The organism is Vibrio sp. 1180_3 (assembly GCF_029478545.1).
Classification (GTDB): domain Bacteria; phylum Pseudomonadota; class Gammaproteobacteria; order Enterobacterales; family Vibrionaceae; genus Vibrio; species Vibrio aestuarianus.
Window position 1 is genome coordinate 303,874 of the sequence record NZ_SJFM01000001.1, and the last position, 13,333, is coordinate 317,206.

Below are 13,333 nucleotides of genomic sequence, written 5' to 3' on the forward strand. Positions count from 1 at the left end.
AGAGATGCGCTATTTATTTTGAGCTTCGTATGAAAGAAGATAATACCAAAGATGAAACAAAGCCGATGAGTTTATTGTCACTGATCTTGTCAGTGATGGCACTATTTGTGATCTCAGGCTTATTATTTGTTCCAATTGATCATGATACCCGTCAGGTTCTTATCGGCTTGGATTTGTTGATCTGTAGCATTTTCATACTACAACTGACTGTAGATTTGATCCGTTCCACAGATCGAGTGCAATATATGAAATTGCATTGGATCGACTTTGTCGCAAGCATTCCAGTTATTGAACAATTACGCTACGCGCGTATTTTCCATATTTTGCGCGTACTGCTCGTTATCCGTTCAGGCAGAGCCATTCTCAAACAATTAATGGCAAATCGAAGAGAAACTACCTTAGCCTCTATTTTGCTATTAATGGTAGTACTGCTGACTATAGGGTCAAGTTTTATGCTTTTCCTTGAAGGTAAAGCACCGGATTCCAATATCCACTCAGGAGGAGATGCACTTTGGTGGGCGTTAGTGACAATTTCAACAGTCGGTTATGGTGATCATTATCCCGTGACAGATGGGGGAAAAGTGTTGGCCGCAACAATTATTATGTCAGGAGTAGGGCTCTTCGGTATGATTTCAGGTTTGATTACCTCGTTAATTACCTCACCAGATAAACATCAAACTCGCCGTTCAGAAAATAAAGAAAAACTGCTGATCCAATTGGTTGATCAACAAAAACAGCTCCTAGATCGAATCGACAAAATGGAAACACAATTGGCAGAGCAGAAAACTGAGCATGCTAAAAACAAAAAAGAGATGCCATAACATCTCTTTTTGAACGAATTAGAAGGCCAGATTAACGGTGACTACGCCAATAAGGCTCAGCTTCAATACCAATATGACGAGTTTGCTCCATCGCATGGACAATTGAATTTTCTTGACGAACCAGCCAACGCTTCAATTGATCTTGTTCATCATCTTGCAGTTTATCGATCAGGTTTTCTAATGGTTTGAGCATCAATAAATCGTCGATGCCTTGCAATAAATCTGCCCAAGGTAGACGAAAGTTCTGACGCTCTTCGGCATCGTACAAGCTTGCAAACCCAACACCGGTATATAAATTACGCATTAAACGATATTGCTGATCAATATACTCTTGAGGGTTCAGTTCAACTTTGGGAGGAAATACCTCCATTAACTCAGCCCACGTTCGATCCAACTGCTTCACTGAAAAGGCTCGTATATTACCCGCCATTTTATCTCTTGCCTTATCATCCAAAAATGGCTGCCATCCACGACTAAGAATCCAACGACTAAGGTCAAGCAGTAAACCGGTATAACGCGCAGAATTGAGTAACTTGAGCACATCATCACGGCTTGGCAATGCTTCTTGTTGCTCTTTTAATTCTGCGATTAAAAATTTGCGTGCATCAAGCTTACGTAACGCATGGCCTTTATCCTCAAGTAAGTCAGCTAAATAGTCATACGTTTTTAACCAAGATAACTCTTTCTCTAACCACTTCAATTCTTGACGCAGAATCGCACTAGCTCGACGCGGCACAATCCCACCATAAACAGTGAGTGTTTGACGTAAAAAGCTAATCGCATGTTTAATTTCGTGCAGTGCTGGAACCGAATCTCGTTCAGTATAAATCTGCTCATGATTGTGCCAATGAGACAAACCATGCTCTAAAGAATGGATAAAGCAAGATTCAACACTATCACAGCTGTCAGTGTTAACCAAAGCCAATGGTTTTACTTCATCGCCAAGGTAGGCTGAAAATAGACGATAACCTCTTGCCGCTTTGCTCAAATTACCAAGGCGCATACCGCCATGTTCGCAAAATTGACGTGCTAGCGTAAACAGAGCATCGGTTTGTCCCGACTTGAGCTCAAGCTCCACTTCACAAATCGGTTCTTGCTGATCACCAGCGACAACAAAACCTTGATCAAAAGCAACTTCAACCTGGCTACCATCAGCCATGCCGATCAACCACTGTTCGCGAGTGAAATTGGTAGAAAATAAGGGGATCAATTCTGATTGAAGCGCTTCAACACTTTTACCCGTTGGCCATATATCTTCGGGATGCAGGGCCAGTTTAGGTTCATCACTATTGTGCTCTGCGTTATATTCTGGTCTTTGGTGTAAGCCCGCTACGACTCGCCCGGCTGTTTTCACGGTTTGAACATACACATCATCAAAACGGCGAATACGAAGCCCAGTATCATGCTGACGTAGCCAATTATCAGGCGTATCAAAGTAAATGTTACCCAACTCTCGACAACTGTGCTGAAGTACTTTGAGTTCAGAAATTTTGTATCGTAAAATTTCCGAAAATTGTGGAGAAACAAAAAACTTCAGTTCTATCTCGGTTTCCATAACTAACCCTTTCAAAGCAGATGGTGAAAGAATATTGCCTAATGCACAGTGGGGCAAGTGACAAATATCACCAGAATGATGATCTAAAACAGTTTAAATGAGAGATTGAATGGGTTAACATGCGCGCCTTTATAGCCATCGCTCAACATTTCATCAAGAATGGTGTATGTTCTTTTAAGGTTATATTTTTTAGGTTGAATGACCATGCCAGTAAATACAATTATGGGGTTATTTGCAAAGTCCCCTATAAAGCCTTTGCAACGCCACGTGGTATGTGTGAATGAATGCTGTTCACATCTAGTCAACTTCTTTGAAGTCGCTTCAAAGGGTGATTGGGAAAAAGCAGCTGAAATTCGTGCTCAAATTTCTCATCTAGAGAAAGAAGCAGACGTACTTAAGCGTGAAATTCGTCTTAAACTGCCTCGCGGTTTATTTATGCCTGTTGATCGTACCGACATGTTGGAACTATTAACTCAGCAAGATAAACTCGCAAACCTTGCCAAAGATATTTCAGGCCGTGTTTACGGTCGTCAATTAATCATCCCAGAGCCTCTTCAAGAAAACTTCATTGCTTACGTAAAACGTTGCTTAGACGCAGCGGGCCAAGCACAGAAAGTGATCAATGAGCTCGATGAGTTATTGGAAACTGGATTTAAAGGTCGTGAAGTTACGTTAGTAGCTGAAATGATCAATCAACTGGATGTGATTGAAGATGACACTGACACGATGCAGGTTCAACTACGCCAACAATTGATGGCGATTGAATCAAAAATGAATCCGATCGACGTCATGTTCTTATATAAAATTCTAGAGTGGGTGGGTGGCATTGCCGATCAAGCACAGCGTGTAGGCGCTCGTCTTGAAGTTATGCTTTCTCGTTCTTAAATCAATAAGTTAACCAAATAACGAAGAGCACTATTTGATACCATCAATTAAGCGTTGATTATTACTCATCGCTGACGGTTTTTTGCGTCATTAAAACGTAAACAATATTGCTCCGCTTGTTATCAAACAACTAGGTATTACGATGGATATCCTTGCGAACTACGGCACTGTCCTGATTATTGTTGCAGCCGCTTTCGGTTTTCTGATGGCTATTGGTATTGGTGCAAATGACGTTGCGAATGCAATGGGCACCTCTGTAGGCTCGAAAGCACTTACCGTAAAACAAGCCATCCTTATTGCGATGATCTTTGAATTTGCGGGCGCATATCTCGCTGGTGGTGAAGTAACCGACACTATCCGTAAAGGTGTTATCGAAACATCTCTATTTGCACACCAACCTGATGTTCTTGTCTATGGCATGATGTCTGCGCTACTTGCCGCAGGCACATGGTTATTGTTGGCTTCTTACATGGGCTGGCCTGTTTCGACTACTCACTCAATTATCGGTGCAATCATCGGTTTTGCGTGCGTATCAGTCGGTACAGAAGCCGTCGATTGGGGCAGTGTACAAGGCATTGTAGGGAGCTGGATTGTGACTCCCGTCATTTCTGGTTTCTTTGCGTACTTGATTTTCGTCAGTGCACAGCGACTGATTTTTGATACTGAAAATCCGCTGATGAATGCGAAACGCTTTGTGCCAATTTATATGTTTATCACCACCATGGTTATCGCTTTAGTAACCATCAAGAAAGGCCTGAAACACGTTGGCTTACATCTAAGTGGCGGTGAAGCTTGGATGTGGTCAGCCATTGTTTCTGGTTTGGTTATGCTAGGCGGCTACCTATACATTAAAAAGAAATTTGCCAACCGCGAAGAAGACCATGGCTTTGCTGGCGTTGAAAGTATCTTCAGTGTGTTAATGGTCATTACCGCATGTGCGATGGCTTTTGCTCACGGCTCAAACGATGTAGCAAACGCAATTGGTCCACTATCTGCCGTTGTTTCCACTATCGAACATATGGGTGAAATTACAACCAAAAGTACAATTGCATGGTGGATTCTTCCACTCGGTGGCTTTGGTATTGTAGTCGGCCTGGCAACATTAGGTCACAAAGTAATGGCAACTGTAGGTACCGGAATTACTGAACTTACACCTAGTCGTGGTTTTGCAGCCCAGCTAGCAACCGCTTCTACGGTGGTATTGGCTTCAGGTACTGGCCTTCCAATCTCCACTACACAGACACTCGTCGGTGCGGTTTTGGGTGTTGGTTTTGCTCGTGGTATCGCAGCGCTTAACTTGGGCGTTGTGCGTAATATTGTTGCTTCTTGGATCGTAACATTACCAGCAGGTGCACTGCTTGCAGTTGTGTTCTTCTATGCAATCCAAGCCGTATTCGGCTAACTAAGCGCGTCAATATATTGTAAATACAATGTCATTATTGACTCAAACGCACAGAAAGGGAGGCTTAGCCTCCCTTCTTTGTTGCACCAACTAACGAAACTTCTTAATATTTGCCAAAAGCATTTTTTGATACCTCATCTGATTGTTAAAGGACTTATCGTGAAAAAACTGATCTGCATGGTTCTATTCACCATGTTGGCTGCGCCAACTTTTGCGCAAGACCGCTATATTGCGGACAAACTCTTTACTTACATGCATTCAGGGCCGAGCAACCAGTTCCGAATTCTTGGCAGCATTGATGCCGGTGATAAAGTAAAATTGCTTGATGTAAACAAAGAGTCAGGTTACAGCCAAATTGTCGATGAGAAAGGTCGTACCGGTTGGGTTGAAAGCCGTTTCGTTACTCGCCAAGAAAGCATGGCAATGCGTCTTCCTAAACTGGAAAGCGAACTTGCAGAAGTCAAAGGTAAATTGGCTAATGCACAAAAAAATGCAGACAGTGAAAAAGCAGGTCTTGTTGATTCACTCGAGGTTCGTAATCAACAAATTGCTGAACTAGAACAAAACTACAGTGACATCAGTAAACAGCTCACTGCAGCTCAAACAGAAACTCGTGAGCTTCGCGCAAGACTAGATACTCAAAAAGAAGACTTACTGCTTAAATATTTCACTTATGGTGGTGGTGTTGCCGGTATTGGTCTTTTGCTTGGCTTAATTTTGCCACATATTATTCCGCGTCGTAAAAAGCACCCTTCTGGCTGGGCTTAATCGATTCGATGTAAAAATGGTCACTCTTCAGTGACCATTTTTTATCCCTGCCAATCATACAATGCGGGAATTTCAATCCGTTGGTTGTTAAATAGTATGACGGTTGATTGAGGCTCTATCGCAACCAAATTAACATCACTAGTCACCACATCCCCTTCTACCCTTTCGACGCCATTAATCTTGACCCAGCGCTTATCTGCACGGCTAGAATAAACATGTGTCTGAAAGTTCAATGCCGGCAAACGCCCGGAAAACTCGTCGGCGTGCTCTGTTAATAACACATTTTCACCCGATGACTTTGATGTGGGTTGCTGCCCCTTGTCTTGTAAGGCAAGTTCAACTCTTTGCACCAACAGTGGTGATAACTGACTGAGATCCACATCCCCAAGACCAAATTCGGATTTTTCACTACTTGAAACTGCTGCCGAACTGTTCTGTGAAACTATGGTTAGATCTACAGCCTTCTGCTCGCTCTGATTAGAAAGCAGAACGCTATCCGATGGTTGTGAAGTCAAACGAGGAATCGCTTTTAACTCAACAAAGTCAGGATAGTCTAATAACTGGTAGGGCGCACTTTCAGTCACCACACTGGGACCATTTTGAATAAGTTGATCTATTTCATATAATCGAGCTTGATAGCTTTGATACAACAAGTAGCCAAGACAAACTAGCGTCGGCATACACAGTAGCAGCGAATTTTTCAACGACACTAATTTATGTGGTCGAATCGCCATTTTCGGAGAAGTCGAGGTAAACACTACAGGTGCATTTTGCTGATGACTGATTTCTGATTGTTCCAATGCTTTAAGAACTTGCGACATTATATTTTCTCCTCTGTCATCATTAACGCTGGCGCATCTTGCTGAGTCAGTAGCTCAAGCTGCCTTAAAGTACGGCTCCCGGCAATGCCATCGACATCCATATTCTGCCAACGTTGGAAAAGCTCTACCTGACGCTTTAATGAACCATTAAACTGAACTGACTCAGAAACTGGCTCACCCAACACCTGAGATAATTTTTGATTCAGTATTTGCACATCTCTCCCCTGCATACCTAGCTTCAGCGTGCGAGTCAATTGACGCTGCCAAATATAACGATATTCTCCAGACCACAAATCGAGAAGCTGCGCTCTATCTATTTGAACTCTCTTATCCGCTAAAATGAGCTGCACTTGGTCTGCCACCAGACCGTATAACACCGCATAGCCAGTTGTCTGACCGATATTCAACGTCAGTACAACCGGTAGGCCAATTTTTTCAATATCATCAAGGTTGCCAAGCTCTCGTTGACAACGGAAAAGGCTCTCGATTTCGTTACTGCAAAAGCTATCAACTAAAGCAGCTTGGTATCCCCAAACCTTATACAAATCACTAACCGCGTCCTCTAGCTGGCTTGAAGCCCGTACATCACTTTCTAACTGAGGGCTAGTGACCTGCATAGTGATCGGCTTGGGTAATGCAGGCAATGGAATCTGTTGAGCGATAACACGATCAATTAAATGTGGGCTAAACCAGCCGGCTGCGATAGCAATTAACGCTCCAGCAGCAATAACGGTTAAGTTTAGATAGGGTTTCTTGGTCGCAATGCTTTGAGGAGGTTGATAAACCGATGACTGAAATTTCATAATATCTTGGCAAGCAGAACGGACGATATCGAAAGAGATTTCGCGCACTCCCTGCTGGTAAGCCAATTTTAAGCACGCATCACAGACTAAATTGATAAGCCTAGGGATACCGTGAGTTTGCGCGGCAATCCATTTGCTACTCTTGAGATTAAACAGCTCCGGATTACCACCGGCTAATTGCAGGCGAAAATGAATATAGTGCGCGGTTTCTTCTTCATTTAATGGCAGTAAGTGGTAACGCCCAGTGATACGTTGTGCCAACTGGCGTAGTTGCGGTAATTGCAGTTTTTGCTGCAATTCAGGCTGTCCAATCAGCAACACTTTGAATAATTTTCGACTGTCTGTCTCAAGGTTAGTCAATAGCCGTAGTTGCTCTAGCACATCCGCCGCGAGATGCTGTGCTTCATCAATCACAAGCAGTGTATTCACACCTTGTGCATGGTTGTTTAGCAGAAATTGATAAATAGCCTGGCTTAACTGTTTTAAACTCGCAGGCTGCTGATATTGAATCGCAAACTCATCACATATCGCTTCGAGCAACTCAATATCTGAAAATGTCGGATTTAAAATACACCCAGCCCGCGTCTTGTCATCTAAAGCCGCCAACATGGCGCGAGCCACCGTCGTTTTCCCCGTGCCCACTTCACCAGTTAATAAAGCAAAGCCTCCCCCCTCACCCAGCCCTGCCTGTAAATGCTGTATCGCTTCACGATGACGCTGACTCAAAAACAGGTAACGAGAGCTCGGCACAATTGAAAACGGGTGCTCATTGAAAGCAAAATATTCCTTATACATTCTCTCGTCTCTATCATTTCAGTGTTAGGAAAAGTACCATTGCTAACATCAATCGCCAATGGCATTTCTGTATATTCGAGGTAATCCGGTGCAAGTATACTTAGTTGGGGGCGCGGTGCGCGATCAGTTACTCAATATTAATGTCTATGACCAAGATTGGGTCGTGGTTGGCGCCAGCCCAGAGCAAATGTTGGAGGCTGGCTTCACTCCCGTTGGTAAAGATTTTCCTGTATTTCTGCATCCCAAAACCAAACAGGAACATGCTCTGGCACGAACAGAGCGTAAAACCGGCTCTGGATATACTGGTTTTGCCTGCTATTACGCACCAGATGTTAGCCTCGAAGAAGATCTTATGAGGCGTGATTTGACCATCAATGCCATGGCGCAAGATCCACATGGGCACATTATCGACCCTTATGGTGGGCAGCGCGATCTTCAATTACGTATTTTGCGTCATGTATCCGACGCGTTTGTTGAAGATCCTTTGCGGGTTTTACGCGTTGCTCGTTTTGCAGCCAAGTTGAACCATTTGGGTTTTACCATCGCCGATGAAACCAAGCAACTGATGCAAACCATTGCGCTATCAGGGGAACTGGCACATTTAACTCCAGAGCGCGTCTGGCAAGAATGGCACAAGTCTCTCTCCACACACAATCCCGAAATCTTTCTTTCTGTTTTGCATGAATGTGGGGCATTAAAAGTGATTCTACCAGAGTTAGATCGTCTATTTGGTGTCCCACAGCCGGAAAAATGGCACCCTGAAATTGATAGTGGTATTCACACGCTGTTAGTGGCCGCACAAGCGGCTAGGCTCTCGTCTTCTCTTACAATCCGTTTCGCAGCCCAAGTCCACGACTTAGGTAAAGGTGTAACGCCAGAAAGTGAATGGCCAAGCCATAAAATGCACTGTCATACTGGGGTGAAAATAATTAAAAAATTGTGCGAACGCATACGTGTTCCAAATGAATTCAAAGAATTAGCACTATTAGTGTGTGAGCAGCACTCAAATATACACAGAGCGGCCGAGCTGAAAGCAAGCACCAAGCTCAAAATACTCGATAAACTCGATGTATGGCGTAAACCAGAGCGTTTGAACGACGTATTACTCTGTTGCCAAGCCGATCACGCCGGGCGATTAGGGTGCGAGAATACCCCCTATCCTCAAAAAGCAATCTTTGAGGCGGCATATCAAGCGACTCAATCAGTCGCGGTGAAAGATATCGTTGCCAGCGGGTTACAAGGAAAAGCGATCAGAGAAGAGATGGAAAAAAGACGTATCGCCGCTATTGCAGCTTTGAATGCAAGAAAAGCTTAGCCCGGCATAAAAAAACGCCCTGCAATGCAGGGCGTTCTCTAAAGTAGTAAAGCTAAGTTAATTTCCACAAGGGGAATTAAGCTTGACCTTTCACTTCTTTAAGGCCGTTGAAAGGAGCGCGCTCACCTAGAGCTTCCTCGATACGGATTAGTTGGTTGTACTTAGCAACACGGTCAGAACGGCTCATAGAACCAGTCTTGATTTGACCTGCAGCTGTACCTACCGCTAGGTCAGCGATAGTTGCATCTTCAGTTTCGCCAGAACGGTGAGAGATTACTGCTGTGTAACCTGCGTCTTTAGCCATCTTGATTGCAGCTAGAGTCTCAGTTAGAGAACCGATTTGGTTGAACTTGATAAGGATAGAGTTAGCTACGCCTTTCTCGATACCTTGAGCAAGAATCTTAGTGTTAGTAACGAATAGATCGTCACCTACTAGTTGAAGTTTGTCACCTAGTAGTTCAGTTTGGTGCTTGAAGCCATCCCAATCTGATTCGTCAAGACCGTCTTCGATAGATACGATTGGGTATTGGTTAGCTAGGTCAGCTAGGTAGTGGTTGAACTCTTCAGAAGTGAAGATTTTACCTTCGCCTTTCATGTTGTAGTTGCCAGCTTCTTTGTCGTAGAACTCAGATGCAGCACAGTCCATCGCTAGAGTAACGTCTTTACCTAGTACGTAACCTGCAGATTCTACCGCTTCTTTGATTGCAGCTAGTGCAGCAGCGTTAGATTCTAGGTTAGGAGCGAAACCACCTTCATCACCAACTGCAGTGCTTAGGCCTTTAGCTTTAAGAACTTTAGCTAGGTTGTGGAATACTTCTGCACCGATACGTAGAGCTTCTTTAAGAGTCTTAGCGCCAACTGGTTGGATCATGAACTCTTGAATATCTACGTTGTTGTCTGCGTGCTCACCACCGTTGATGATGTTCATCATTGGTAGAGGCATAGAGAACTGACCAGCAGTACCGTTTAGCTCAGCGATGTGCTCGTATAGAGGCATGCCTTTAGCTGCAGCTGCTGCTTTAGCGTTTGCTAGAGAAACAGCAAGAATTGCGTTAGCACCGAAGTTAGATTTGTTCTCAGTACCATCTAGGTCGATCATCACTTGGTCGATAGCCGCTTGATCTTTAGCATCTTTACCAACTAGAGCGTCAGCGATTGGGCCGTTTACAGCAGCAATAGCTTTAAGAACACCTTTACCTAGGAAACGTGATTTGTCACCGTCACGTAGCTCAAGAGCTTCGCGAGAACCTGTAGATGCGCCAGATGGAGCAGCAGCCATACCTACGAAACCGCCTTCTAGGTGAACTTCAGCTTCTACTGTTGGGTTACCACGTGAGTCGATGATTTCGCGACCTAGAACTTTAACGATCTTAGACATTAATGTTTCCTCTCGTTGAATTTAAATGTCAAAACTATAAAGGGCAGCAGCACAACAATTGCAACTGCCCGTATCCTTGTTACTTCTCTGATTCACCGCGTTGGAACTCACCTGCTGCTTTAATAAAGCCTGCAAATAGTGGGTGACCATCACGAGGGGTTGATGTGAATTCTGGGTGGAACTGAGCTGCTACAAACCATGGGTGAGCAGGGTTCTCTATCACTTCAACCAATTTCTTGTCAGCAGACAGACCTGATACTTTTAGGCCAGCTTTCTCGATCTGCGGACGAAGATTATTGTTGACTTCATAACGGTGACGGTGGCGTTCATGAATTGTCGCACTCCCGTAAAGCTCGTACGCTTTGGTGCCTTTTTCTAAGTGGCAAAGCTGCGAACCTAAACGCATAGTACCACCAAGATCAGATTTTTCAGTACGTTCTTCTACGTTACCTTCACCATCTACCCATTCGGTAATTAAGCCTACCACAGGGTATTTTGTTTCTTTGTTAAATTCTGTTGAATGTGCACCTTTTAGGCCCGCAACATTACGCGCGAATTCAATTAGCGCTACTTGCATACCAAGACAAATACCTAAGTAAGGTACTTTATTTTCACGTGCATACTGTGCGGCAAGGATTTTGCCTTCAATACCACGGTCACCGAAACCACCAGGAACTAAAATAGCGTCCAAGTCAGCGAGCACTTCCGTACCTTTCGTCTCAACATCTTGTGAATCAATATATTTGATTTTAACACTTAGACGATTCTTCAGGCCTGCATGTTTCAATGCTTCGTTAACTGATTTATAGGCATCTGGTAATTCAATGTATTTACCAACCATACCGATAACGACTTCAGCAGTAGGGTTCGCTTCTTCGTAAATCACTTGTTCCCATTCAGCAAGGTTCGCTTCTGGCGCGTTAATACCAAAACGGTTACAAACAATATCATCAAGACCTTGAGCTTTGATCAACTGAGGGATTTTGTAGATTGAATCCACATCCTTCATTGAGATAACTGCTTTTTCTGGCACGTTACAGAACAGGGCAATTTTCTTACGCTCGTTCGCTGGGATCATACGATCGCTACGGCAAACCAGAATATCAGGTTGAATACCAATAGAAAGCAGTTCTTTCACTGAGTGTTGTGTTGGTTTAGTTTTCACTTCACCAGCAGCAGCAAGATAAGGCACTAAAGTAAGGTGCATGAACATTGCGTGTTCGCGGCCAACTTCAATCGCTAGCTGACGAATAGCTTCCATGAACGGTAGTGATTCGATATCACCCACTGTACCGCCAACCTCAACGATAGCCACATCGTGACCTTCGGAGCCTGCGATAACGCGGTCTTTGATAGCGTTAGTAATATGAGGGATAACCTGAATCGTTGCACCTAGGTAATCACCACGGCGCTCTTTACGCAATACATCGGCATAAACACGACCAGCAGTAAAGTTATTGCGCTTAGTCATTTTGGTACGAATGAAACGTTCGTAGTGACCAAGGTCAAGGTCAGTTTCAGCGCCATCTTCCGTGACAAACACTTCACCATGTTGAGTTGGGCTCATTGTGCCCGGGTCAACGTTGATGTAAGGGTCAAGCTTCATCATAGTCACTTTAAGACCACGAGCTTCTAAAATCGCCGCAAGAGATGCTGCCGCAATACCTTTACCTAGAGAGGATACAACCCCGCCAGTAACAAAAATGTAATTTGTCGTCATGTTTAACCTGAAATTGGTTGAATGAGGGAAATGGATTTCTTCTGGACGGGATGAAAATATACCAGAAGCCCTTATCCGCTACAACGTGAAATCTATCACACTGTTGTTTTTTATTTTTTGCTTCAAATCAAAGTGCACCACTCGATATGACTTATTGCACCACGCAAAAGCAGAAAATTAGCCTCAAAAAGCCAACATAGCCTTCAATATTTATTTTTTGCTGTTTCTAATCTTTTCACTTCATTCCACATCGCATCTAACTCATCCAATGAAAAGTCCGTTAGCTGTTTTTCATTTTCTGCCACCATAGCTTCAATCGCTTGAAATCGGCGAGAAAACTTGCGATTTGCTTTATTCAACGCCACTTCTGGGTCGGTTTTTAAATGCCTAGCCAAATTAACCGTAGCGAATAGCAAATCCCCCATTTCGTCTTCCACTCGTGCAAAGTCAGGATTGACTTGCAAAGCTTCTTCCATGACCTCGTCGATTTCCTCATGAACCTTATCAACAACAGGCCCAAGTGAATTCCAATCAAAACCATATTTAGCACACTTTTTTTGGATTTTTGTAGCACGTAAAAGTGAAGGGAATGATTGTGGTATTGAGTCTAGAATACTTTGTTGTTTTTTGCCTGCTTGCGCTTTCTCTTTGGCTTTTTCTGCTTCCCAGTTGGCGTTTATTTGGGCTTCATTCTCAAACTTAGTATCAGAAAAAACATGCGGATGGCGGCGCGTTAGCTTTTCATTGACCGCAGCCACAACTTCTGAAAAATCAAACAAACCTTGTTCTTTGGCCATTTGGCTATAAAAAATCACTTGGAAAAGTAAGTCACCTAATTCTTCTTTTAGGTTTGGCCAGTCTTGATTATGAATGGCATCGACCACTTCGTAGGTTTCTTCAATAGTATAAGGAACCACACTTTCAAAAGTCTGCTTATTATCCCAAGGGCAACCATTTTCTGGGTCACGCAATTGCGCCATGATCTGTTCAAGTTGTTCAATTGGATGACTCATTTTTTGTCCTTAACATCAATTTTTAAAGAAAAAGGTGAGCAGCTAAAGCCACTCACC

11 protein-coding genes are annotated in these 13,333 nt (G+C 43.6%); 5 read left to right on the forward strand and 6 right to left on the reverse strand.

What is annotated here, in order from left to right; all coding sequences use genetic code 11:
• The first annotated feature begins 29 nt into the window (after window positions 1-29).
• A complete protein-coding gene (locus tag EYW48_RS01345) occupies window positions 30-821 on the forward strand; it encodes a potassium channel family protein (protein WP_274671572.1) in 792 nt (263 codons plus the stop codon).
• Window positions 822-852: 31 nt separating this feature from the next.
• Here the strand turns inward: EYW48_RS01345 and EYW48_RS01350 are convergent, their stop codons facing one another.
• Window positions 853-2,376: an inorganic triphosphatase gene (locus tag EYW48_RS01350; RefSeq protein WP_277431778.1), complete on the reverse strand. Its 1,524-nt coding sequence runs from the start codon at window positions 2,374-2,376 to the stop codon at window positions 853-855.
• Between the two features lie 204 nt (window positions 2,377-2,580).
• Between EYW48_RS01350 and EYW48_RS01355 the strand changes: the two genes are divergently transcribed.
• The 3 genes from EYW48_RS01355 to EYW48_RS01365 all read left to right on the forward strand — a co-directional run bounded on the left by EYW48_RS01355 (window position 2,581) and on the right by EYW48_RS01365 (window position 5,431).
• Window positions 2,581-3,261 carry a TIGR00153 family protein gene (locus tag EYW48_RS01355; RefSeq protein WP_053310747.1) on the forward strand — a complete coding sequence of 227 codons (681 nt, stop codon included), beginning with the start codon at window positions 2,581-2,583 and terminating at the stop codon, window positions 3,259-3,261.
• Between the two features lie 142 nt (window positions 3,262-3,403).
• On the forward strand, window positions 3,404-4,663 hold the full coding sequence (locus EYW48_RS01360; RefSeq protein WP_053310746.1) for an inorganic phosphate transporter: 1,260 nt from the start codon (window positions 3,404-3,406) through the stop codon (window positions 4,661-4,663).
• A gap of 159 nt (window positions 4,664-4,822) precedes the next feature.
• Window positions 4,823-5,431: a TIGR04211 family SH3 domain-containing protein gene (locus EYW48_RS01365; protein ID WP_053310745.1), complete on the forward strand. Its 609-nt coding sequence runs from the start codon at window positions 4,823-4,825 to the stop codon at window positions 5,429-5,431.
• Between the two features lie 41 nt (window positions 5,432-5,472).
• On the opposite strand, the gene EYW48_RS01370 is transcribed toward EYW48_RS01365, so the two are convergent.
• Together EYW48_RS01370 and EYW48_RS01375 are read right to left on the reverse strand one after the other, a co-directional pair.
• Window positions 5,473-6,252, reverse strand: a complete 780-nt coding sequence (locus EYW48_RS01370; RefSeq protein WP_176245435.1) for a general secretion pathway protein GspB — start codon at window positions 6,250-6,252, stop codon at window positions 5,473-5,475.
• Window positions 6,252-7,850 carry an ExeA family protein gene (locus EYW48_RS01375; protein WP_176245434.1) on the reverse strand — a complete coding sequence of 533 codons (1,599 nt, stop codon included), beginning with the start codon at window positions 7,848-7,850 and terminating at the stop codon, window positions 6,252-6,254. Before EYW48_RS01375 ends, EYW48_RS01370 begins: the two co-directional genes overlap by 1 nt.
• A gap of 88 nt (window positions 7,851-7,938) precedes the next feature.
• On the opposite strand from EYW48_RS01375, the gene EYW48_RS01380 reads away from it, so the two are divergent.
• Window positions 7,939-9,165 (forward strand): multifunctional CCA addition/repair protein, encoded by a 1,227-nt coding sequence (locus EYW48_RS01380; RefSeq protein ID WP_277431779.1) that lies wholly within the window; start codon window positions 7,939-7,941, stop codon window positions 9,163-9,165.
• Window positions 9,166-9,241: 76 nt separating this feature from the next.
• On the opposite strand, the gene eno is transcribed toward EYW48_RS01380, so the two are convergent.
• From eno to mazG, 3 genes are all read right to left on the reverse strand, one after another.
• Complete coding sequence (gene eno / locus EYW48_RS01385; protein WP_053310742.1) at window positions 9,242-10,543, reverse strand: phosphopyruvate hydratase; 1,302 nt, start codon at window positions 10,541-10,543, stop codon at window positions 9,242-9,244.
• Window positions 10,544-10,622: 79 nt separating this feature from the next.
• A complete protein-coding gene (locus EYW48_RS01390) occupies window positions 10,623-12,263 on the reverse strand; it encodes a CTP synthase (RefSeq protein WP_053310741.1) in 1,641 nt (546 codons plus the stop codon).
• Between the two features lie 203 nt (window positions 12,264-12,466).
• A complete protein-coding gene (mazG, locus tag EYW48_RS01395) occupies window positions 12,467-13,276 on the reverse strand; it encodes a nucleoside triphosphate pyrophosphohydrolase (RefSeq protein WP_053310740.1) in 810 nt (269 codons plus the stop codon).
• Window positions 13,277-13,333 lie beyond the last annotated feature (57 nt).